This is a genomic window from Pyxidicoccus sp. M15 (genome assembly GCF_056858435.1).
The window spans coordinates 5,427,635-5,450,719 of record NZ_CM166495.1; the positions used below are offsets into that span (position 1 = coordinate 5,427,635).

Sequence of the window (23,085 nt, forward strand, 5' to 3'; positions counted from 1 at the left end):
CCCGCGCTCCCATCTGCCTGGAGTTGACTCGATGCGGCGCTCCGCGATTCGTGACTGGCTTTCCCTGGGTTCGGCTGTGCTGCTGTTGGGGGCTTGCGGTGGTGCTCCGGAAGACCTGCGGGAGTCCAGCGAGCCGGTGGCCGATTCCGCGGCCACGCAGGCTGACGGGGAGGTGTCTTCTCTGTCGGCGCTGACGGTCTCCCTCTCGTGCGCTCGCCCACCTGCCTCGGGCGTGACCTGCACCGCGTCGGTCTCTGGTGGCGTGCCTCCCTACAGGTACTTCTGGACACAGACGACTTTCCGGAACGACACCAACAAGTACTACAACGGGGTTCCCCAGGAGGGAGGCGCGAGCAGGTTCTATAGCTGCTACGAGCCCAACGAGACCTGGCCCTCGCAATACTCGATTCTCCCGAGGCTCAGTGTGAACGATGCCACGGGGGCGTCTGCTGGACCTGGCCCTGGCACGTGGTTCGACTGCCTGTGATTCGCGAAACCTGACGCCCCTCACCCCACCACGGACCTCATCGTTACCCAGAAGAGGAAGACGGAGGGTCGAGGGCCGCGCGGTAACCCAGTTCCGCTTGGAGCAATCGTTGCCAGCCAGCCCAGAGCGTGCGCCAGCCGGGCTCACCATCCCCTTTGCGACCGATGAAGCCGCCCAGCGAGGCCAGAGCGCGCAGCGCTTGTCGGGCGTCAACCCCGGCGGCCAGGGCTTCGGACACCTGGCACACCCCTTCGGCCCATTTCTCACTCTCGCGCCGTCGGTGCCGTCGCTGGTTCGCGGTCTCCTCCGCGGGCACCCTGCCGGGCCGGGCCCATACCTGCTGGGACAGCACGCCGAGCACCTCATGGTCGGACGCCGAAATCGCCAGGGCCGTAAGGGCGAGCATCCCATGGACGGTCTCCATGGCATTGATGATTCCGTCGCCCTCCACCGTATGAGCGAAAATCAGGCTCGTGGTGTCCTGCACGCACAGCACCACCGGGTGCTGGTGACAACGCTCGGCAGTCGCCTGCACGTGCCCACTCAGAATGTCTGGGTGAGTGACGGCCTCATGGGACAACAACTTTTCGCGCACCTGGCCCGTGCCCTGGACACCACCCATTCGGCCGGAGGCCTCCACCGCGCTGCTTGGACGACGCGAGGTGCCGGGGGTGGTGCTGGCGGTGGCGCTGCGCGCCGCCACCACCGCGGGCGCCGTGCCCCGGCCCGGGGAGCTGCTCCCGGAGTTCTCCACCCGGGACTTGCTGGACCGCCCGCACCGGAGCCGTGAGCTGGTGGGGCGGCCCACGCTGCGGGTCGTCATCACCGACAAGGATGGCGGTGACGAGATGCGGAAGTGGTTCGACGCCGCGAAGACGCGCGTGCCCGCGTCCGTCCACCGCGCCTCCATCCTCACCCTCAAGGTGCCCTTCTTCGTGAGCGCCGGCACCGTGCGTGGCAAGGCCCGCGAGAAGGTGCCTCGCGTCTTCTGGGGCGACACGTGGCTGGACAAGAACGGCGCCATGGGCAAGGCGCTGGGGCTGGCCACCAGCCGCACCCCGTATGCCTTCGTGCTCGATGCCCGTGGCCGTGTGGTAGCTGCCGTCCATGGCACCGCCGACGCTCGGGAGGCGCAGGCCGTGTGGGACGCGCTCTCCCGGAGCTGAAGGCGGCGGGGCGCTGATTCCCCAGGGTGCGTCCGCACCCGTCCGCACCGGCGTGGCGCCCACCCCTGGCGCACCGCGAAACGACACGCGTGGGAGCGCTCGTCCAGGATGCGCCCCGCGGGGGCCTGGCTCGTCCCGGGAGCCATGGGCCGACACCGGCCGGCGTCTCCCCCCGCGCCGGCCTTCCAAGGGGATGTCACATGAAGTGGCTGAAGCCGTGGTTCGCAACCCTCGCCGTCGCGAGCGTGGGGTGCGGCGGCGTGGAGCTGGAGTCCGACGCGGCACTGACGTCGCGCGGGGAGGCGCTCAACGAGTCGCCGATGATGCCGCGGGGGCTGACGGAAGAGGAGAAGGCGCGCACCGAGTCGGACCCCGCGCAGGGCGCCTCGCAGGCGTATGCGTGGGAGTGCAACCCGGAGCTCTACGGGTTCACCGCCGCGTCGCGCAAGGTGGGATTCGCCTCCGAGGCGGACTCCACCACGGGGCTGCTCATCGGCTGGCCGTCCTATGGCTGCACCGTGCCGGAGCTGACCGAGCTCATCCGCATCGGCGTGGGCCGGGTCCACGTCACCGTGCTGGCCGACGTCCAGCACCAGCAGGGCGCGAAGTCGTGCCTGGAGCACCGGGGGATGACGGCGGCGCAGCTGGCCCAGGTGGAGTGGGTGGACGTCCCCGTCGACAGCGTCTGGATTCGCGACTACGGCCCGGAGTTCGTCGCCGGGGCGAACGGCGAGCGGCGGATGGTGGACATGAGCTACTACCCGCAGCTGTCCGACACCTGCAACAACCTGGCGGGACGCACCAACGACGACGCGGCGCCCACGCGGCTGGCGGCGGCCTGGGGCGGCATGCCGGTGGACCGGGCCCAGGTGCGGCTGGAGGGCGGCAACCTCCAGACGGACGGCGCGGGCACCTGCTTCCGCGCGCGGCGCGAGGCCAACACGCGCAACTGCTTCTCGCGCTGGTGCTACACCGAGGAGGAGCTGAACGAAGTCATCGGCGCCTACCACGGCTGCAACGTCATCGCCCTGGAGTCGATGGAGGGCGGCGTCATCGACCACGTGGACATGTGGATGACGGTGCTGTCGCGGCGCACCATCCTCGTGGGCCAGTACGAAGCGGCGGATGACGCCGTCAACGCCGCCATCCTGGACCGTAACGCGCAGCGGCTGGCCGGCCTGGGCTACCGCGTGGTGCGCGTGCCCATGCCCCGGCCGTACTGCAAGCAGCTCAACGCCACCTGCACCGGCAAGGAGTCCCTCATCGGCCCGTGCGACGGCACCAGCCAGCGCGTGTGGGCCACGTACATGAACTCCATCCGCGTGGGCAACGCGCTGGCCGTGCCCGTCTTCCAGTGGGTGCCGGAGTCCCACAAGGCCATCATCGCCCAGCAGCAGCAGCAGGCGCTCACCACGTACCAGCGCGAGCTGGACCGTGAGTTCGGCCGGGGCGCCGTGCAGGTGGTGCCCATCCAGTCCGACAGCCTCATTCCCTGCCAGGGCTCACTGCACTGCGTGACGATGACGTACCGCTGAAGCCGGGGCCGGTGCGGTGAAAAGACCACGGGCGCCTCGGGAAGAATCCCGAGGCGCCCGTGGTGCTCCAGCCACGCTCGCGTCGTCCGGCCCGTCAACGCTGCGCGAGGATTTCCTGGAGGCGCTTCTTGTCGCTGGAAAAGGAGAAGGCGCTGTAGAGCGGGTAGCCGTTCTCCGGGTCGAGGATGCGCGGCTTCAGGTTGCGCACCACGGTGAGCTTGTCCTGCGAGTAGGGGAAGTGGGTGATGAGCTGCGCCACCTCGAGATGAGGAAGTGGTTGTCGTTGGCGGCCAGGGTGAGCACGCGCATCCGGTCCTCCGCGAAGCCCTCCTTGGCGACCGCCTCGTTCAGGCGCTCCCCCAAGCAGGTGAGGAGGAGGCGAGAGCGGGAAAGGAGGCAGCGGCCAGAACGGAGCGGATGAAGCAGAGAACGCCGCGAGTGGACTGGGCCGAGTTGCTGAGGAGGACGTTCGACTTCGACGTGTTCGCCTGGGTGAGGTGTGGAGGCCGCAGGAGGGTGCTGGCATACCTGACGGCCCCCGATGGGGGGCGCGCCATTCTGGAGCACCTGGCATTGCCCTCGCGGCCTGCGAAGCTGGCCTCGGCACAGGGTCCACCCCAGAGCGCGTGGTGTTGAGCCCAAGCCCCCACAGTGACCTGGAAGCCCACGCCCCTGCGGCCTGGCTGGACCGCTTGGGCCGGCATGTGCCCCGAGGGGCGGCACAGCCTCTGCTCCGGCCCGGCGCACAGCCCGCGTGTCACCCTCCAGCGGCCCTTCTTGGCCCCTCTTCACCAGCCCGCCGCCCTCAACAGGGCTCCTATCCGTCCTATACTTTTCAACGCCCAATCGTTGATGTTTCCCACTTCCAGGGAGGACTCGAACGCCCTCGATGTTTCAGACGAGGAGGTGAACTTTGTCGACAGGGTCGGTCGTGCGGCCTCGAATTGAGCTGGTTGTCCTGGTGCTGCTCGTTACCGCCTGCCGGCCTGCAATGGCGCCGGCGGACGCGCTTCGCCTTCAGGGCGAGCTGGAGCGTGCTGTGGCAGCCGATGAGCTGGACCATGGCGGTGACGAGGCTCCGGACAAGAACGTCCAGGCATTCTTGAAGCGGCACGGAGAGGAAGCCGTGCCCCTCCTCGAAAAGCTGGTGACGAATGCGGCGGAAACAGGCGCTGATGACAAGTCGTTGGAGGTGAAGGCCGCCATCAAGGGCCTCGTTCTCTTGAGGAAGGGGCGCGCCAGGGACGTGCTCGAGCGTCTTGCGAAGAGTCCGAAGGCGGAGTTCGAGCTCTCTCGCGCGGCCCTGAACAGCCTGGTGCAGATCGCCCCGGAGAATGAAAGGGTGACCATTCTCGCCACCCGGCTCCGGGAGCACAGGGACGACAGGGACTTGCAATGGACCATCAGTGACCTGATGAGCCTGGGGCGGACGGACGCGGTCCCACACCTGCAGGCCATTCGCCCCGAAGTCTCGGATGCGGACATGCAGGCCTACATCGACACCGCAATCCGTGCGCTCGCGGACCCGAGTGTCTGCACGGTCCATCAGGAGATCTTCATGGAGACGCTTCGCAAGTGGGACTGCGCCTATACGTGCGCGGGGCGAACGCGAACCCGACTGGATGTATCGGAAGCCCCCTGTCCCAGAACCATCCCCAATCAAGACCCGTGATGGGTGTTCGGGGCTCAATTCCTTTTCAGGCGCAGCATCACCGCTGCGCCTTTCAGTGCTGTAGCGGCCGGGGACTTCGCTGCTCTTCGAGAAGCGGCGGGCTGAAGTGCTGCTCCTCCTTCCACGAGTAGCACGCGAATCATGTTCAACTCCTCATCGGGTATCCGGTTGGTCTTCGTCGCGAGGACGTCGGTCCGCTGGCCTTCGCCAACCAGCACCTCGGTTGATGACATTTGTCATGCTGGATTGATGGCTTTTTGCTCTGCCGGGCGAAAGGCCGCCACCGGATACTTCGTAAGTGTTCGCCGTGCCCCGTCGCGACGGGCTCCAGCATTTCGTGAGACCTCCATTGGCCACGCACCAGGAGGTGAGCCGTGGAGTTGGAGAAGGAGTTGGAGCAGTTCCGACAGGAGGCGCAGCGACTGAAGGCCGGACGGCGCAGCGGCTCGTTGCCGTTCCCCGAGGCGCTGCGAGCCTTTGCGGTACGCTATGCCGAGCGCGCCGTGGCGGCGGGTGGGACGGTGACGGACGCGGCGCAGAAGCTGGGCGTGTCCGGGCCGACGCTCTACGAGTGGCGAAAGGGACGTCCCGCGGGGCACCGCCGTGCGAAGCCCGCTGAGAAGGGGGCGGCCCTGGTGCCAGTGCGAGTCAGCGAGCGACCGGCCGCGGGCGTAGGGGCGGGGTTGCAGCAGGTGGCGCTGGTGTCGCCGAGCGGTTGGCGAGTCGAAGGCCTGAGCGTTGAGAGTGCCGCGCAGTTGCTGGGGAAGCTGGAGTGCTGACGCCCACGCGCGCGGTGCGAGTCTTCGCGGACGTGGCCCCGGTGGACATGCGAAGGGGCTTCGACGGACTGAGCGCCCTCGTCGAGCAGCAGTTGGGACGTCAGCTACTCAAGGGCGACGTTTTCCTCTTCGTCGGCCGCAGCCGACGCCGGGCCAAGGTGCTGCACTTCGACGGCACGGGCCTGGTGCTCCTCACCAAGAGACTCTTCCGGGGACGCTTCGCTCGGCCCTGGTGCGAGGAGGGCGCGCAGGCGGTGGAGCTGACGGTGAGCGAGCTGTCCCTCTTCCTGGAGGGCTGCGAGCTGGCCGGAAGGTGGAGGTTGTCGCCTCCGGCGGTGGACGAGAAAGTCCTTGCGGTAGGCAGTGCCTTGTAGCACCTGTCAGGTAGTCATGACGCGCGTCGAGCAGCTGCGAGACTTGGAGACGGCCAGGCAGGTGGCGGCGCTGCTGGAGGCGGAGAATGCCCGGCTGCACCTGCGCCTGGAGGCACTCGTCGCGGAAGTGGCCCGGCTCAAGGGCGAGGACGCCCAGGCGCACCTGCAGCTGGAGCTGACGCAGCTCAAGGAGCAGCTGGCGCTCATGCAGCAGCGCCTCTTCGGCGCCTCCAGCGAGAAGCGAGGCGACAGGCCGCCGAAGCCTCCGCGTGCCAGGCCGCAGAAAGGCCACGGCCCCAAAGCGCAGCCCGAGCTGAAGGTGCAAGAGGTGCTGCTGCCGCTGGACGAGGCGGACCGGGTGTGCGGCCTGTGTGGCAGCGGCCTGCACGCGTGGGAAGGCCAGACGGAGGACTGCGAGGAAATCACCGTCGTCGAGCGAAGCTTCCTGCTGCGGCGTGTGCGCCGGCAGAAGTACCGCTGCGGCCAGGGCTGCACGCCGTTGACGGCGCCGGCCCCACCGCGACTGATTCCGGGTGGCCGCTACTCGGTGGACTTCGCCGTCCACGTGGCCCTCATGAAGTACGGGTTTCACCTGCCGCTGGCCGCATCTACCCCAGCCGCTCCGGGGCGACGGCGCGCACCGTGCTGGGCGACTACGAGGGCGTCGTGCTGGTGGATGGGTACGCGGCGTACCAGACGGCGACGAAGTCCGGCGCGGACGGGCCCTGTCCAGCCACCCTGGCCTTCTGCTGGGCCCATGTGAGGAGAAAATTCTTCGAAGCCCAGCAGTTTGCCCCTGCCTGCAAAGAGGTGCTGGAGCTCATTGGGGAGCTGTACGCCGTCGAGGCGGACCTGCCGGCCTGGTACGCGCTGGAGGGCGAGGAGCGTCAGGCCGCGCTCGCGCACCGGCTCGCCGTGCGTCAGCAGAAGTCCTCGCCGCTGACCGAGCGAATCCGAGACTGGGCGCACGCGCAGCGCGCGCTGCCTGGCAGTGCCTTTCGCAAGGCCATTGAGTACATGCTGAACCTGTGGAGTGGGCTGACGGTCTTCCTCACTCAGCCACAGGTGCCGCTGGACAATAACCATGTCGAGCGCCAGCTGCGTGACATGGTGATTGGCAGGAAGAACCATTACGGCAGCAAGTCAAAGCGGGGCACCGAAGTGGCGGCGCTCTTCTACTCGCTCATCGAGACAGCGCGCCTGCGCGGTGAGGAGCCTGGCCACTACTTGCGGCGCGCTGCGCTCGCTGCCATCGAGAGCCCTGGCACCGTGACGCTGCCGAAGGTCCAGAGCTGACCCCGCCCGCCGGGCGGCCCGGGCGGGTCAGCTCGGTGCCGGGACGGGGCACGGCGAGGACTTACGATCTTTCGTTTGGGAGGGGCGTGGCGGTTTGAGCAGCCTCGGATTCCCTGCATCATTTCCCACCGCGCCGGCTCATTTCATTCGAGAGGGCTGGAGCACCACTGCTTCCCGTCAAGAGGCACACCTGGAGAAACCATACTGAACATGCAAGTCAGGTCTCAACGAGCAACGATGAAGTACGGGGTGGCTCTCGCAGCCGCACTGCTCTTTACGGGCTGTGCGGTGGTCCCTCCCCGGTTTACCGTCGACGTCCCCAAGCAACGAGCGCTCAAGCTCAACGACGTCTACGTGTATTCTTTTCTGGATCTTCAGGCCGACCACCTCGGCGAGAAGTTCCTACAGCATTTCAGGGGACAGCTGGTGGCGTCCCTGACTCGCCACGGCGTGAAAAACACCCAGATGTGGTTCCGCGACGCGCGCTCCGGCCAGCGAGCTCCGGTCCTTGCCAGGGATGGTTGGTCACTCAATGTGCCGGTGGGCGTCATCGTCGCGCGGAACCAGCTGACGGAGGATGTACTTGGCGTGATGTACCGGCTGGTGATCTTCCCCTCCGAGGTGAACACCAAAACGCTCACCATCAGTTTCTACAATTCTTATCTTGGATCCACGCAGAGTTTCGGTATTCCCTATTTCGAATACACGATTCTCTGGCGCCTGCTGGATGCAACCACGGGCGAAGTGGTCTGGTCTGCAACGTCGCGGGGCACGAGGAGCCACCGGGTAGGCGGGGACGCACACTCGGAACAGCAGGCTCAACTTCTCGTTGAGGGTTTCATCGAACAGTTGCGAAGTCAGGGGCTCATCGAGGCAATGCAGGCCCCAGCCCGCGTAGCGGAGCATCCTGGCCCAGGGCGATGAAGGGAGCCCAGTAGTGGGGATGGGGCCGGGTGGTACGCAGCCAGAGCATGGCCTCGCGCAGCGCACTGGCGCGGCCCTGGCCCGCGAGCAGCTTCTGGTAATAGGCCTCCATCAACTGGCGAGTGGTGTCGTCATTCACCTTCCACAGGCTCATCACCACTGTCTCGGCACCCGCCACCACGAAGGCTCGGCGAAGGCCGTAGACTCCCTGGCCCAGCTTGACGTCGCCCCGGCCGGTGTCGCAGGCGGACAGGACCACCAGCTGGGTGCCCCAGAGGTTGAGGCTGGCCAGCTCCAGAGCCGTTGCCAGCGTATTGTCGGACGGAGGCTGGGAGGAGTTGGAGGGCGTCGGCGCATTCGCTCCCGCGAAGAGCAGGCCGGAGCGCAGCAGGGGGTCCGGAGCATGTGGAGCCCGAGGGTCTCCGCCCAGCGTTTCGATGTTGCCGACGGCACGGGAGTCCTCGGGAGTGGAAGCGTCCTCGAGGAAGAAGCCGTGGGTGGCCAGGTGGAGGAGGCCTGGGGGAGGCATCTGCAGCAGCCGCTGCTTGGTGGCCTCCGAGCCGAGGAAGAGCTGGGCTTGGGGCAGCAAGCTCTGGATTGCCTTGGCCTCCTGACGGCTCCCCGGAAGTGGGACGAGGTTCCAGTCACGGCGCGCCAGTTCCTCCCGCCGGGCGGAGTAGAAGCGCTCAAGGGCGGCGGAGCGCTCGGTTGACACGAAAGCCCCTGTCAGGGAGGGGGCGGGCGGCTGGAGCGGAGCGCTGAAGTCCGGGTCTGCCAGGATGACGACGGAGGAAGTGGGGACAGGCTGCTGGGGGCGAGGCAGCAGGTCCTTGCCGGAGGTGAGATAGGTGAAGCTGAAGGTGTCGACGAGGAAGTGGTCGCCATCGCGAAGGGCGGCAAAGGGCACCAGGGCCAGCTGGCCATCCGGCGAGAGGAAGAGGCGGCGGGTCTTGCCCAGCAGCGGGAGCAGAGGCTGAAAGGCGAGCTGGTAGAGGGCCTGGGCATGAGTCTGGAAGGAGGCATCGCGGTTGGCCAGGGCATCTCGCAGGCGCAAGGCGGCGGAGTCGATGGGGGCTGCGGGGCCGAGGTCGAGGGTGAGAATCCGGGTGTCCGGCAAGAGCACCAGCGCCAGGTAGTGTAGGCGGGGCTCGGGAAGGCGTGGCCCGGGCAGAAGTGGGCGGTCCGCATAAGAGATGAAGTCGATGAGGGCCCCGTCCCCGGGCAGGGCCTGCGCGACCCGGTCAACGACGTCGGCGGGAGCCGGGAGGGCCGCCAGCGAGCGCATGAAAGCGGAGCGCCTGGCGAGGATGGCTTCGAGGGCATCTCCCTGACTGGCGAGTTCCTTGAGCTGCTGCTGGTAGACCGACAGAGGGAGGGAGCCCGGGCCCTGGAGCGAGAGACGGGCCTGCTGGGCGCGCAAGCCTCGCAAGCGCTCGAAGGTTTCGCGATCGCCGGCGCCCAGCAGACTCCGGTAGGTAGCCCCGGGGATACCGTCTGCCTCCTTGCCAAAGCGGCCCTTTATTTCGAAGGTTTCGCGCTCACCGGCGCCCAGGCTCCGGTAGATGGCCTGGGAGATACTGGTTGTCTCCTCGGCAGTGCGGCCCTTGAGGAGCAGGGAAGCGCTCAGAGCCAGGCGCCTGACGCTAGCGATATCGGGATGCTTGCGCAGCAGGGCATAGAGGCGCTCTTCGTCAGAGCGCAGGAGTTGGAGAAAGCTGGCCAGGCGCGCCTCGGAGAGGTCGAGCGCCTCGTGGCGCAGGCGCTGCTCGGAGATGGCGAAGGCACGCGTGAACAGCGGAACGGCTGCGTCGGGGCGATGCTGGGCCAGCCTGAGCAAGGCGAGGCTGTTGAGCGACGAGGCGGCTTCGGGATGGTTCTTGCCGAGGGCTGTTTCCCGAATGGCGAGGGCACGCTGGTGGAGCGGCTCGGCCCGGCCGTACTCCCCCAGGGCCTGGTAGAGGTTGGCGAGGTTGTGGAGCGATGAGGCGATGTCGGGATGGTTCTTGCCGAGGGCTGCTTCCCGAATGGCGAGGGCGCGCTGGTGGAGTGGCTCGGCCCGGCCGTACTCCCCCTGGGCCTGGTAGAGGCTGGCGAGGCTGTGCAGTGATGAGGCGACGTCGGGATGGTTCTTGCCGAGGGCCACTTCCCGAATGGCGAGGGCTCGCTGATGGAGCGGCTCGGCCCGGTTATACTCCCCCCGGGCCTGGTAGAGGTTGGCGAGGGCGTGGAGTGATGAGGCGATGTCGGGATGGCTCTTGACGAGGGCCGCTTCCCGAATGGCGAGGGCGCGCTGGTGGAGTGGCTCGGCCCGGCCATGCTCTCCCTGCGCCTGGTAGAGATTGGCGAGGTTGTGCAGTGATGCGGCGACTTCGGGATGTTTGCTACCGAAGGCTGCTCCCCGAATGGCGAGGGCACGCTCGTCGAGCGGCTCGGCCCGGCCGTACAACGCCTGAGCCTGGAAAAGGAGGGCGAGGTCGTGGAGCGATGAGGCGACGTCGGGATGGTTCTTACCGAGGGCCGCTTCCCGAATGGTGAGGGCGCGCTGGTGGAGCGGCTCGGCCCGGCCGTACTCCCCCTGGGCCTGGTAGAGGTTGGCGAGGACGTGGAGTGATGAGGCGACGTCGGGATGGGTCTTGACGAAGGCCGCTTCCCGAATAGCGAGGGCGCGCTTGTCGAGCGGCTCGACCCTGCCGTAACTCGACTGAGCCTGGTAGAGGCTGGCGAGGTTGTGGAGCGATGAGGCGACGTCGGGATGATTCTTGCCGACGGCCGCTTCCCGAATGGCGAGGGCGCGCTGGTGGAGTGGCTCGGCCCGTCCGTACTCCCCCTGGATCTGGTAGAGGTTGGCGAGGGCGTGAAGCGATGAGGCGACTTCGGGATGGTTCTTGCCGACGGCCGCTTCCCGAATGGCGAGGGCACGCTGGTGGAGCGGCTCGGCCCGGCCATGCTCCCCCTGGGCCTGGTAGAGGTTGGCGAGGGCGTGAAGCGAATCGGCGACGATGAGGTGGTTCCTACCCAAGGCCGCTTCCCGAATGGCGAGAGCGCGCTCGTCGAGCGGCTCGGCCCGGCCGTACAACCCCTGCTGCCGGTAGAGGAGGGCGAGGTCGTGGAGCGCTTTGGCGACTTCGGGATGGCTCTTGCCGAGGGCCGCTTCCCGAATGGTGAGGGCACGTTGAAGCAGTGGCTCGGCTCGGTCAAAATCTCCCTGAAGCAGGGATATATTACCGAGCAGCTTCAGGCATGTGGCGACTCCTGGATGCATGCCCCCGAGCACCGCCTCTACCCGCCCCCGCGCATGTTCGCCCTGCACCCAGGCCTCGGCGTACTGGCCTGCGTCGTAGAGTGTCTGCGCCTCGGTATATGCCGTCTGCGCCTCCTGCAGTTGCAGTTCCGCATCCGGGGGATTCTCTCCGGCCAGTACTGTGGCTGCACAGCCCAGGACCACCAATGACATCCACTTGAGCACCTGCCGCATGCCTCACCCCCGGCCCAGAGCGCGGCCACTGAACGTTCAGCTTCCCTCCCTCTAGAGGGGGCGACCTGGAAAATGATGCAGGATATTGGAAGAATGGGAGGCCGCAGAAACGACTCTCAACCTCTACCTGGACAGCCGCATAGGGCGGGTGGCCCTCGCCCAGGGGCCACCTGAGCACTCGCCGTGGGCAAGCCCAGGTGCTTCACAATCGCTCCACCGTTCCGGCAAGGGTCGCACTCCCTCCTCGCCCCTCAGCATCAGCCCTCACCCTCAACACCCCGCCCATTCGCCCTATGCGTACGCACGGGACTGGTGCCGCGGACTGGCGACCCGGCCACACGCGACGGGCGGGCCGCTCCGCTACCACGAGGAGCCCCCGCCACCTCCGCCGAAGTCGCCGCCTCCGCCCTCCCAGGAGCTGTCCGAGCTGGAGCTTCCAGACGATGACGAATCGGAGGAGGACGACCCCGACGAGCCGGAGGAGGACGACCCCGACGAGCCGGAGGAGTACGACCAGGAGGACTCGGAGGAACTCGAAGATGCGCCGCGGCCATGCCTGCCTGAAGGCCGATGTTTGAAGAAGGCCTGGAACACGGCCCAGAACCCGCAGGCGATGACGAAGATGACCCCGGCGACGCTAGCCAGCACCAAGACCGGGACCACCAGGTCGGGGGGCGGCCACGTGAAGGCGACCCCGCCACCCACGAGCGTGACCGCGCCCACGACCAGGCCCCCGGGGCGGGAAGAGCGAAGGCCGACCAGTGTCGCCACGCAGAACAAGAAGGCGAAGGCGGCGAAGGCCAGCAGGAAGTGCTCGGTGGGACGCTGGCTGGACTGCACGTAGAGGGCGATGGCTACCATGGGCACGCCCAGCAGCGCGCCCACGGCCCCGGCCAGCCGCGCTGTGCCGAGCCGGGCCCTCCACGATCCGAAGCAGAAGCCGATGAGCACCCCCGCGACGAGCCCGCTGCCCATCATCCATAGGAAGGCGTCGTTCACCTCCCGCTCGCTCCATGGTTCTTGGACGCTCACCGCTCCGTCCGCCCCCCGCAGGCGCGCGCGCACGCCCGACACCACGCCCAGCAGCGCGCCCCGGTAGTTCCACTGGCGCAGCAAAGGCCCCTGCGCCTCGAGCAGGGTGCGCACGGCGTCGTCGGGCAGGTACTCCTCCAGCCCGTAGCCCACCTCCAGCCGCTGGCGGCGGTCATGCGCCGCGAGGACGAGGAGCAGCCCATTGTCCCGGCCCGCGCCGCCGCCCTTCCAGGCCTCGGCGGCGCGCATGGCGTAGTCCTCGATGGGCTCACCGCGGGTGGTGCCCACGATGAGCACCGCCATCTGCGCGCCGGTCTCCCTGCGCAGTTGCACCAGGGCGCTGGCCACGGCCTCCCGGTCGGAAGGGGACAGCAGGCCGACGGTGTCCTCCACGGGCCGGTCGATAGGAGGAGGGCCGTTGCCCAGCAGGAAAACCGGCAGCAACAGCACCAGCGCGCACGTCTTCACCATGTGCCCCCCTCGGCAGACGGGCTGGGACGTTATTCCAGTGCGGTGCGGGAGCGAAAGTGCCCCCGGGCGTAGGGCCCAGCGCAGTTGGCGTGGTGTTGAGGCCCAAGCAGTCGCGCTGTTCCAGAAGCTCACGCCTCTGGCGTGAGCCTGCGCATCAACATCGACACGGGTGCGACGACCCCTGACGAATCATCAACCGCGCATCTGGTGAAGCCGTCATCTTCGGCGCGGCCTGCACCGGCGCAGGCGACGAAGCCGGGCTCACGGCGGAGCCCGGCTCTCGTTGCAGGGGCGTTACCTCGGAATGCGTATCCGCCCGGCAAGGCTTTCCCTAACAGGGAAAGCAGTACACCAGACGGCTGTACGAGGTCCGGATGCCTGAGAGATAACTCCGTCCGCTGCACGTCTGGGTCTCGTTGCCCACCATCTCCGAATAGGTGTCATCCGAGAAGTAGTCCCACTCACACATATGAGACGGAGCCGCCTCGGCCTCCGGGGCATAAGCGAAGATTCCAGTGCCCACGAGCGCGGGAACCGCCAGCACAACGCCAAAGAGCAGCTTCTTCATCTACGGCCTCCAAGGGAAGGACTGCGACCTCGAACGCTAGGTGGCATCGAATTGCATATGCAAGATGGCTCCCGGACTTTCGCGGCCAGCCGCGCAAGAATCCTGGGGAGGGCGTCGGTCCGCTGGCCTTCGTCAACCCGCACCTGGGTTGATGACATTTGTCATGCTGGATTGATGGCGTTTTGCTCTGCTGGGCGAAAGGCCGCCACCGGATACTTCTCCCACCAAACCTCAGGGGGAAGAAGATGTTCAGACCACTGCTTCTGGCTGCAGCTCTCAGCGCGGCGCTGCCCGCATCCGCTGCCACCACGCTGATCCGCGATGTGCGCGTGTTCGACGGACAGCGTACGCACGAACACCGCAATGTGCTGATCGACGGCACCCGAATCGCCGATCCCGACTTCCGCGGAGCGCCGCGTGCGGGTACCACCCTCATCGAAGGCAAGGGCCGCACGCTGATGCCGGGCCTCATCGACTCGCACGTGCATGCCTACCGCTATCTGGACCTGCCGCTCCTGTTCGGCGTCACCACCCAGATCGACATGTTCACCGGCGTCTCCATCATGCAGGAGATGACGGCGCGCATGCAGCGCGGCGAGAACCACGACCGCGCTGACCTGTTCTCCGCCGGTACGCTCGCCACCGTGCCGGGCGGCCACGGCACCGAGTACGGTATTCCCATCCCCACGCTGACCCGGCCGGAACAAGCGCAGGCCTGGGTCGATGCCCGCATCGCCGAGGGCTCCGCATTCATCAAGATCGTGCTGGAACCGGGCAACGACGAGCATCCGATGCCCAGCCTGGACCTGCCAACCATGAAGGCGCTGGTGGACGCTGCGCACCGCCGCGGCAAGCTGGCGGTGGTCCATATCGCCACGCTGGCCAGCGCGCGCGCCGCGCTTGAAGCTGGCGCCGATGGGCTGGTACACCTCTTCGTGGGCGAAGACATCGCGCCGGACGACCTGGCCGCATTTGCGAAGTTGGCCCGCGGCCGCAAGGCCTTCATCATCCCGACCTTCAGTGTCATGGAAAGTATCGCGGGCGTGCAGGAACAGGATGTGCTGGAGGACCGCTCGCTGATGGCGCTGCTGCTGAAAGAGCAGGTGTCGTCCCTGAAGACCAGCCATGGGCATGCCGCGCGGCCCGAGAAGCTGCGTGCGCCGCGCGCCGTGGTGAAGGCGCTGCGCGGCGCGGGCGTCACGCTGCTGGCGGGGACCGACGCGGGCAATGCAGGCACCCAGTACGGCGCCAGCATGCACCATGAGCTGCTGTCGATGACGCAGGCAGGCATGACTCCGTCCGAAGTGCTGGCCGCCGCAACCAGCGTCCCGGCGCAGGCCTTCCGCCTGCCCCAGCGCGGCCGCATCGCCAGGGGCTACAAGGCCGACCTGCTGCTGGTGGATGGCGACCCAACGGCGGATATCCGCGCGACGCGCAGCATTGTCGAGGTGTGGAAGGACGGTACGCCGGTTTCACCGCTGCGTGCCGCGCGGTTGAAGGCCGTGGCGGAGGAAGCCAGCACCCAGCCGGGCATGGCCCTGGCACTGCCGCCGGAAGGACGCATCAGCCTCTTCACGCAACAGAAGCTGGGCAGCCCCTTCGGCATGGGCTGGATGCCTTCCAGCGACAACTTCATGGGCGGAAAGTCGATTTCGAAGCTGGCCTATGTGGAGGCTGACGGCCAGCACGCCGCGGAAGTGAGCGCGAACGTGCGTCCCGGCTTCGCCTACCCGTGGGCCGGCATTGCCTTCGTTCCGGGCTCGCAGCCCATGCAGGCAGTGGACCTGAGCGCTGCCAGGGTGCTCCGCTTCCGCGTGCGCGGCGACGGCCAGAGCTACGCGGTGTCGATGATGTCGAAGGGAGTGACAATCCCTGTCAGCCAGCCATTCACGGCGGGGGAGGGCTGGACCGAGGTCGTGATGCCACTGTCGGCCTTCAAGGGGGTGGATGCCAGCGCGCTCACCATGATGGCGTTCAACGCAGGACCCAAGCCGGGCGACTATCGGTTCCAGCTGGCCGACGTCCGCCTCACGGAAGAATAGGGAGACCCGCATGGACAGGATACGGCGATTGCTGGAGGGGCCATGGCTGCCGCCCGCGGTAGGCAAGGCGCCGTATCTGTGGCTGCTGTCGCTGAATTTCTTCGTGTGGAAGTACTTCTACATCCGGCCATCCGTGCTGGAGCTGGCGATGCTGGCGCTGACGCTCATCGTCTTCGTGCCGATGTACTTTTCCAGCTTCTGGTTGCGCAACAGGCGCCTCGTCCCCGTGCTGCTCGCAACCTTCGCGTTGGGTCTGGCCTGGGCGCCGTTCAACTTCGGCGCCTGCACATTCTTCATCTTTGCTTCCGGCATGTGTGCGGGGCTCGAGAACCGACGCTACGCCTACGGCACGATTGCGCTGATCCTGTGCGGTGCGACGCTGATTGCGCTGACGGTCGACTTGCCGCTCAGCTTCCTCCTGCCCACGCTTGTTATCGGTACGCCGGTGGGCATCGCCAGCGTGATGGAGGCCACAGTCAAGCGCAAGCAGCGGCAGCTGCTGGGCAAGCAGGAGGAAGTGGAACACCTGGCCCGCATCGCCGAACGGGAACGCATCTCGCGCGATATGCATGACCTGCTGGGGCATACGCTATCGCTGATCACGCTGAAGGCTGAGCTGGCAGGCCGCCTGCTGGACCGTGATGTCGAAGCCTCCCGCCGGGAGATCAAGGACATTGAGACCAATGCACGACAGGCGCTGGCTGAAGTGCGCAGCGCCGTCAGCGGCTACCGCCAGACCGGATTCGCGCATGAGCTGGCGCAGGCGCGTGCCGCACTGGCCGCCGCGAACGTAACGCTGGACGCCAGGGTCCAGGCCTTTGCCATGCCCGCTACGGCGGAAAGCGTCCTGTCGCTGTCGTTGCGCGAAGCGGTCACCAACATCCTGCGCCACGCGGATGCAAAGCGTTGCGAGGTCAATGTGAGCCTGCAGGACGGCGTGGTGGTCTGCCACATCAGGGATGACGGAAGGAAGCTCGACTCGCTGCAGGCGCTGGAGCAGGGGAATGGCCTGCGCGGCATGCAGGAACGTGTAGCCTCGCTGGGGGGGCAGCTGCGCGTGGAAGTGGCGCGCGGGCTCTCGCTCGAGCTGCGCCTGCCAACGGGTATCGCATGATTCGCGTACTGATTGCGGAAGACCAGTCGCTGGTGCTGGGCGCGCTGGCCGCACTGCTCAAGCTGGAGGCCGACCTCGAGGTGGTGGGGCAGGCGCGCAACGGACAGGAGGCGCTTGCCATGTGTGCGCAGCTGTCGCCGGACATCGTCCTGACCGATATCGAGATGCCGCGGATGACGGGCCTCGAGCTGGCCGCCGCGCTGGCCGAACGGCATGCTGCCGCGCGGGTCATCATCGTGACGACCTTTGCGCGTTCCGGCTACCTGCGCCGTGCCATGGCGGCAGGTGTGCGCGGCTACCTGCTGAAGGATGCGCCGTCCGAATCGCTGGCGGCCGCCATCCGTACGGTGCATTCGGGCGGCAGGGCCATCGCGCCGGAGCTGGCGCTGGAAAGCTGGAACGGAGCGGAGGACCCGCTGAGCGAGCGCGAACGGCAGGTGCTGCGGCTGGCAGGCGAAGGCCGCAGCGGCGCCGATATCGCGAAGCAGCTGTCGCTGTCCGAGGGAACGGTACGCAACTACCTCTCGGAAGCGATCAGCAAGCTCAATGCAGGCAACCGCATCGAGGCCTTCCGTATCGCCCGCGAAGCAGGCTGGCTCTAAGTCGCGGGCCGGCGTACCCCAATGGGACTGAGCGGCATCTCCACCGGCCTGGCGCACGGCCCACGCGTTCCCTTCAGCGGCCGGCCCCTGCGTGCTCCCGAAATGAGGGGGCGACCACGCGCGTCGAAGCGCGGGGCGATGCGGCCCGGCGTTACGCGGGCCGCGCTCCGCCCGCGGGGAGATCCACCCGGCGCCCCATCTGTCACCTCACCAGCAGTCCGCCGCGCGCATGTGCCGCGGACCGCTCCTGGAACGTCCCGGGGAGCGCGGGCTGGACGGTCGTCTCTCGCTGAGTGGAACGGCACCGCCGGCGTTCCGGGAAGACGCAGCGGCGTTCCAGGCAGACGCATCCACGGGCTCGTCCCCGGGGAGCGCAGCCGTAGAGGGGCGACCGCGCGGCGGTCCGCGAAGTGCATTCCGGGGCGTCAACCACGACCCCAGCCCCTGGAGTGCACATGGTCCGCATCTTCCACCAGAACATGTTCGACTATGGCGGGAAGTCCGCCCTGCGGAACGCCACCTTCACCGGTGCACTGGGGGCCATCAACGGAATCACCGGCGCGACCTACTGGGCGGCGGGCTTCACCGAGGTGTTGTACGCGGGGCCCGCCTCGCTGGCCAACCTGCCACTGCTCGCCCAGACGCTGGATGCCGGTCTGACCCGTCTGGTCATCGTCGAGGTGGGGACCACCGCGCTGGGCCGGCGCGAGTTCATCGGCATCGCCTGGGACAATGTCGCGTTCCCCGTCGCGCACGTCGGCCGGGTGCTCTGGAACCCGATGAACCGTTCCTGGACGGCCCACGACACGACCCCCGGGTTCGTCGTCAACCAGGTCCTTCCGCTGCCCCTCGGGGTGGCGATGGGGGCGGACACCCGCGGCCTCGCATACATCGCGGGCACGAGCGCCGCCACGGGCCGGCGCTACCTCATCGCGTTCATGCACAACATGTACAACCTGGGCAACAAGACGGCGGCGTTCGAGAGCCTCAACGTCATGGCCACCCGGGCCCGGACGGCCATCGGCGGCAACTACACGAATGCCACCGTCATCATCGGCGGTGACTTCAACATCGAGCCGCGCACGCGGAAGCGGCCGCGCGGCTCCGACGAGCGCTTCCATACCCGCGCCGCCCTCGCGGCCCCGGGCACCTACGTCAACACCACCAACGTCCATCCCTATGACTACTGGGTGGTGAATGACGCCTCCATCACCGACGCGAGTGCCCAGGTGTTCGTGCACACACGGGTCGCCCACGCGTCGGACCACGCCGGAATCACCGTGACGTTCTGAGCCTCACCGCACACCCGCGGAGCAATCCCATGCGAGTCCTGGACGTCTCTTCCTTCCTGCCGCTCAGCGGCACCACCGTCACCCTCGATGCGCAGGCCGCCGCTGGCGACGTGCTGGGCGACCAGCTCGCCCGGCTGACGGATGCCACACCCATCGTCATCCAGAACGCCACACGGCAGGTGGCCGGCGGGCTTGTCACCGTCACCGGTACCGCCAGCCTGTTGCGGATGGCGGACCTGCCCGTGACAGTTATTGCCGAAGCCGGTCCCGACGGCCCCGTGCTGACGGCGCGCTTCACGTTGATTGCCGGCACGCCGGGCCCCAACGCCTGGAGCTTCAGCCACAGCTTTCCCGACCTGCCGCCGCTGCGCGCGGGCGTGAGCCTGATGAAGCCCGCGCCGGGCACCACCGAGACGCCCGAGCCCCACCTGCTGAATCAGCTCGCGCTGTCGGATGCGGCCTTCGTGCTGACGACGGCCACGAAGGGCACGGACTCAGTCACGGGCGCCCCCTTGCGGGCGGGGTTCAACTTCGTGGCCCGGTGCAGGCCTGCCGGGGTGCTTGGCCTGCTGGGCAGCGTCCTCAGCGGCGGCGGGACTCACGTGTTGTATGGCCCCATCCTGGTGCCGAAGCCAGGCGAGGTGACGCTGCCGCCTCCCCCGACGCCTTCCATCAAGTTCCCCTGGCAGCTCGCCCAGCTCGTCCCCGGCATCCACCTGTCCGCGGACCTGGGGGTGGACGCGTCGCTGGGCAACGCGCTGCGGGTCCACGACGTCGGCCTGCGCATCTACTGCCCCACCACGCAGACCTGGGCGGACGCGAACCCCAGCTACCCGCAGCGGTACGCCGCCGCCGCGACGCTGGAGGTGCCCAGCGCCCACCTGTCCCTGGACCTGACGGCGGCCGGCCTTGGCTCTCCTTCCAGCCTGATGCTCTTCGGGCAGTTCGAGGGAGCCAGCTTCGGCAAGCTGGAGCACCTGCTGGACCTGGCGGGAGGTGGAGACCTGGCCTCGCAGCTCCCCGACGACGTGCAGCAGGCGCTCGGCGCCCTGGACACGCTGTCCCTGGAGTCCGTCACGCTGGGGCTGGGCCAGGGCCTGCGCGTGCAGAGCGTGGGGCTCACCATCGGCATGTCCCAGCTGAGTACGAACGTGCTGCCGGGACTGGAGCTGCAACGGCTGTTCGCGAGCTTCAGCATCACCCAGCCGTTCGGGCCGGAGCGCGCGCTGTCCGCCACCCTGGGCGGCGGCGCGCAGCTCTTCGACGTGCCCTTCGAGGCGACGCTCGACCTGCCCGAGGTCTCCGCCACGGCCCGGCTGACGGAGGGCGCGACGCTGCCCCTGGCCCGGCTGACCGAGCACCTGGGCCTGCCCGGCGTGCAGGACTTGACGGTCGACACGCTGCAGGTGGGCCTGAGCAGGGCCGGTGACTTCTCCTTCGCCGCCGCCATGGCGCAGACGCCGTCGTGGACGCTGGACCTGGGCCCCGTGCCGCTGACCGTGTCGGACGTGCGGCTGGTGGCGGGCAGGGCGGGAGGCACGTCCTCCGGCAGCTTCAGCGGGGCCATCGCCCTGGGTGATGACCTGCGACTGGACTGCGCGTGGCAGACGCCGGGGGACTTCGTCATCCGGGCGGAGTTGCCGGACGTCCGGCTGATGGAGCTGGTGGGCAAGCTGACCAACCAGGACGTCTCGCTGCCCGGCGACTTCGACCTGGAGCTGACCGACGGCAGCGTCCTCGTCCAGTATTCGGGCTCCAACCTCGTCTTGCGGTACGCCACCACCGTGGAAGACGTGGGGACGGTGGCCTTCGAGGCCCGGCGCCTGGGAAGCGGGCAGGGCCGCTGGGGGTTCGCGGCCGGCATCGACCTGTCGGGGCTGCGGCTGTCCGCGCTGCCGGGCCTCGGCGGGCTGAAGCCCTTCGAGGACCTGTTCCGGATGGACCAGCTCATGGTGGTGGTGGCCTCGTTCGAGGACCCGGGCTTCCAGCTCCCGAGCCTGGCGGCCTTCAACAGCCCCATCCTCCGCACGGGGGACCTGAAGCTGCCGGCGCAGGCAGGTGGTGTCATCGCCGGGCTCAACGCCTACGCGCGGTGGACGATAGACACGTCCTCGCGGGAGCAGGAGCTGCTGCGCAAGCTGCTGGGACTGGACCCCAGCCTGGGCATCACCCTGCAGGTGGGGCAGAACCCGACGAAGAACAGCCGGCTCTATGTCAGCTACGACACGAGCATCCAGGGGCAGCCCTTCCACTGCCAGGTGGGCGGGCAGATGAAGGACGGACAGGTGGGCCTGTTCCTCACGGGCGCGCTGGAGACGCGCATCCAGGGCCGGCCCGTCCGCTTCGACGTGACGACGCTGTTCGTCGCCAACGGCGCCTTCCTCTCGGGCTCCATGCTCGGCTCGGTCGAGTTCGCGGGCATCACCCTCTCCAACGTGGCGCTCGTCGTGGGCGTGAGCTGGGAGGCGGTGCCGAGCCTCGGCCTCGCGGCGACGCTGGCGGTGGACCGGTTCCAGTCCTCGGTTGCCGTCTTCTTCGACAGCACGGACCCGACGCGCAGCATGGTGGCGGGCTCGCTGAGTGATTTGTCGCTCAAGGACGTCGTGGACACGCTCGCCGGCAAGGTGCTGCCCTCGGAGGTGGACGCGGTGCTGCCCCAGGTGGAGCTGGTGGGCACGCAGGAGTTCATCCTGGGGGCGCAGCTGGCCACGTCGCTGGACAACCTGCAGGTGGACGCGGTCTCCGCGGCCTTCGCCACCCACGGCATCACCCTGCCCGCCACCGTCTCGCAGGTGTTGCTGGTGGCGAGCAAGCCGGGGCAGCACTGGTTCATCACCGACATGATGCGCATGGTGCACTACGAGCTGGAGGCGGTGTCCGGCGGCATCCGCGTCAGGTTGAACCCGCAGTTCTATTTCGCGCCCAGCAACACCGCCATCGGCGCCCTGCGCTTCGAGCAGGGCATGTTCCTCAACGCGGGGCTGAAGGTGCTGGGCCTCGATGCGATGGCGAAGGTGCTGGTGAAGCCCTCGCAGGGCATCGTGGTGGACGGCCGGATGGACCGCATCGTCATCGGGACGGAGAAGCTCTTCTGCCTCGAATCCACGGATGGCACGGGAGGCCCGCGCATCTCCGCGGCCACCTTCAACCAGCCCGAGGCGGCGGATGCGGCGATGAAGGGGCCGCACTTCCTCATCGACGCCAGCATGACGCTGCTGGGGATGACCCGGAGCGCGTACGTCAGCATCAGCAGAAAGGGCTTCGCCTTCGACATCAAGGGCATCCTGGTGCCCGGCTCCACGTATGCGCTGCGAGGCGGGTTCACGGGCCTGACCCAGCTGAGCGCTGGAGGCTCGCTGGATATCGGTCTCGGCGCGGTGGACCTGGGGCCGCTCGGCAAGGTCCACATCGATACGGGAGCGAAGGGCGAGCTCGATGCGGGCGTGGATGGCCCGAAGCAATGGGCGAGGTTCCGGGGCAGCTTCGAGCTCGCGGGCTCCAGGACGCAGCTCCCGAACCTGGACCTGGACGTGAAGACGGCGTCCCTGCTCGAGCTGCCGAAGCAGGTCTCCGCGCTGGTGGAGCGCGCGCTGAAGGACCTCCTCACGGATGCGGGACGGTGGGCCCGGCTCGTGCGCGATGGTGTCATCCAGGGCGTCTCGGATGTGGCCGGAGTCCTCAAGACGACCTTCGGGAAGACCGTCTCCGAGGCCGCGAGGGTGATGAAGGTCGCGGGCTACGCGGCCGGCGAGGTCGGCAGCGCGCTCAAGAGCACCTACAACGTGACGGCCGACCAGGCCGTGAAGGTGCTCGGGGGCGCCGGCTACGCGGTGAACGACGTGGGCAGTGCCCTGAAGTCGGCCTACGGCGTGACGGCCGACCAGGCCGCGAAGCTGCTCAAGGCCGCGGGCTACGGGGTGAACGACGTGGGCAATGCCCTGAAGTCGGCCTATGGCGCCACGGCCAACACGGTCGGCGCCGCGCTCAAGGGGGCGGGCTACGGCGTCAACGAGGTCAGCCGCTTCCTGAAGGACGCGTTCAAGCTCGGGCCGGATGCGCTGAAGAAGGTGATGGAGGGCGTCGGCTACTCCACCAAACAGATCAAGAACGCCTTCAAGAGCCTCGGCGGCGCGTTCGAGGATGCCGCGAAGGAAATTGGCGAGAAGCTCGACCCGACGAAGTGGTGAGCGACGCGGGCGTGGAGAAGGCCTTCGTGGCGCGCTGCGCCCGGTCCCCAGGTGAAGACGGGCTACACT

19 protein-coding genes are annotated in these 23,085 nt (G+C 67.9%); 13 read left to right on the forward strand and 6 right to left on the reverse strand.

From position 1 onward, the window contains the following. Positions 1–530: 530 nt before the first annotated feature. Positions 531–1,109, reverse strand: a complete 579-nt coding sequence (locus ACX9TP_RS20580; protein ID WP_482981420.1) for an IS4 family transposase — start codon at positions 1,107–1,109, stop codon at positions 531–533. 40 nt (positions 1,110–1,149) lie between these two features. Between ACX9TP_RS20580 and ACX9TP_RS20585 the strand changes: the two genes are divergently transcribed. Then, positions 1,150–1,653, forward strand: coding sequence for a hypothetical protein (locus ACX9TP_RS20585; RefSeq protein WP_482981421.1), 504 nt, complete (start codon positions 1,150–1,152; stop codon positions 1,651–1,653). Between the two features lie 200 nt (positions 1,654–1,853). Next, positions 1,854–3,188: an agmatine deiminase family protein gene (locus ACX9TP_RS20590; protein WP_482981422.1), complete on the forward strand. Its 1,335-nt coding sequence runs from the start codon at positions 1,854–1,856 to the stop codon at positions 3,186–3,188. Positions 3,189–3,282: 94 nt separating this feature from the next. Here ACX9TP_RS20590 and ACX9TP_RS20595 read toward each other — a convergent pair whose 3' ends face one another. Next, the gene (locus ACX9TP_RS20595; protein ID WP_482981423.1) at positions 3,283–3,447 is read right to left on the reverse strand and encodes a proline and serine-rich protein 1 family protein; all 165 of its coding nucleotides are present in this window, start codon (positions 3,445–3,447) and stop codon (positions 3,283–3,285) included. A gap of 702 nt (positions 3,448–4,149) precedes the next feature. Here ACX9TP_RS20595 and ACX9TP_RS20600 point away from each other — a divergent pair. Beyond that, entirely contained in the window at positions 4,150–4,860 is a 711-nt protein-coding gene (locus ACX9TP_RS20600; RefSeq protein WP_482981424.1) for a hypothetical protein, read from the forward strand. 14 nt (positions 4,861–4,874) lie between these two features. Here the strand turns inward: ACX9TP_RS20600 and ACX9TP_RS20605 are convergent, their stop codons facing one another. Continuing rightward, a complete protein-coding gene (locus ACX9TP_RS20605; RefSeq protein ID WP_482981425.1) occupies positions 4,875–5,093 on the reverse strand; it encodes a hypothetical protein in 219 nt (72 codons plus the stop codon). A gap of 141 nt (positions 5,094–5,234) precedes the next feature. Here ACX9TP_RS20605 and ACX9TP_RS20610 point away from each other — a divergent pair, with 141 nt between their 5' ends. The 5 genes from ACX9TP_RS20610 (at position 5,235) to ACX9TP_RS20630 (ending at position 8,233) form a co-directional block, all read left to right on the forward strand. Then, positions 5,235–5,639, forward strand: a complete 405-nt coding sequence (locus tag ACX9TP_RS20610; protein WP_482981426.1) for a transposase — start codon at positions 5,235–5,237, stop codon at positions 5,637–5,639. Continuing rightward, a complete protein-coding gene (tnpB, locus tag ACX9TP_RS20615; RefSeq protein ID WP_482981427.1) occupies positions 5,633–6,013 on the forward strand; it encodes an IS66 family insertion sequence element accessory protein TnpB in 381 nt (126 codons plus the stop codon). Before ACX9TP_RS20610 ends, tnpB begins: the two co-directional genes overlap by 7 nt. Before the next feature lie 16 nt (positions 6,014–6,029). Further along, a complete protein-coding gene (locus tag ACX9TP_RS20620) occupies positions 6,030–6,776 on the forward strand; it encodes a hypothetical protein (RefSeq protein ID WP_482981428.1) in 747 nt (248 codons plus the stop codon). Continuing rightward, entirely contained in the window at positions 6,680–7,309 is a 630-nt protein-coding gene (locus tag ACX9TP_RS20625; RefSeq protein WP_482981429.1) for an IS66 family transposase, read from the forward strand. The genes ACX9TP_RS20620 and ACX9TP_RS20625 overlap by 97 nt, the downstream gene beginning before the upstream one ends. 237 nt (positions 7,310–7,546) lie before the next feature. Continuing rightward, entirely contained in the window at positions 7,547–8,233 is a 687-nt protein-coding gene (locus tag ACX9TP_RS20630) for a DUF4136 domain-containing protein (protein ID WP_482981430.1), read from the forward strand. On the opposite strand, the gene ACX9TP_RS20635 is transcribed toward ACX9TP_RS20630, so the two are convergent. From ACX9TP_RS20635 to ACX9TP_RS20645, 3 genes are all read right to left on the reverse strand, one after another. After that, positions 8,175–11,708, reverse strand: a complete 3,534-nt coding sequence (locus tag ACX9TP_RS20635; protein WP_482981431.1) for a CHAT domain-containing tetratricopeptide repeat protein — start codon at positions 11,706–11,708, stop codon at positions 8,175–8,177. The genes ACX9TP_RS20630 and ACX9TP_RS20635 overlap by 59 nt on opposite strands. A gap of 360 nt (positions 11,709–12,068) precedes the next feature. Further along, entirely contained in the window at positions 12,069–13,211 is a 1,143-nt protein-coding gene (locus ACX9TP_RS20640; protein ID WP_482981432.1) for a TPM domain-containing protein, read from the reverse strand. 331 nt (positions 13,212–13,542) lie between these two features. Continuing rightward, a complete protein-coding gene (locus ACX9TP_RS20645) occupies positions 13,543–13,779 on the reverse strand; it encodes a DUF6289 family protein (protein ID WP_482981433.1) in 237 nt (78 codons plus the stop codon). A gap of 245 nt (positions 13,780–14,024) precedes the next feature. Here ACX9TP_RS20645 and ACX9TP_RS20650 point away from each other — a divergent pair, with 245 nt between their 5' ends. The 5 genes from ACX9TP_RS20650 to ACX9TP_RS20670 all read left to right on the forward strand — a co-directional run bounded on the left by ACX9TP_RS20650 (position 14,025) and on the right by ACX9TP_RS20670 (position 23,016). Beyond that, positions 14,025–15,821, forward strand: coding sequence for a CIA30 family protein (locus ACX9TP_RS20650; RefSeq protein WP_482981434.1), 1,797 nt, complete (start codon positions 14,025–14,027; stop codon positions 15,819–15,821). A gap of 10 nt (positions 15,822–15,831) precedes the next feature. Continuing rightward, positions 15,832–16,935, forward strand: coding sequence for a sensor histidine kinase (locus ACX9TP_RS20655; RefSeq protein ID WP_482981435.1), 1,104 nt, complete (start codon positions 15,832–15,834; stop codon positions 16,933–16,935). Then, positions 16,932–17,537, forward strand: coding sequence for a response regulator transcription factor (locus ACX9TP_RS20660; protein ID WP_482981436.1), 606 nt, complete (start codon positions 16,932–16,934; stop codon positions 17,535–17,537). The genes ACX9TP_RS20655 and ACX9TP_RS20660 overlap by 4 nt, the downstream gene beginning before the upstream one ends. Positions 17,538–17,992: 455 nt before the next feature. Further along, positions 17,993–18,829, forward strand: coding sequence for an exonuclease/endonuclease/phosphatase family protein (locus tag ACX9TP_RS20665; protein WP_482981437.1), 837 nt, complete (start codon positions 17,993–17,995; stop codon positions 18,827–18,829). A 29-nt stretch (positions 18,830–18,858) separates the two neighbouring features. Continuing rightward, positions 18,859–23,016: a hypothetical protein gene (locus ACX9TP_RS20670; protein WP_482981438.1), complete on the forward strand. Its 4,158-nt coding sequence runs from the start codon at positions 18,859–18,861 to the stop codon at positions 23,014–23,016. Positions 23,017–23,085 lie beyond the last annotated feature (69 nt).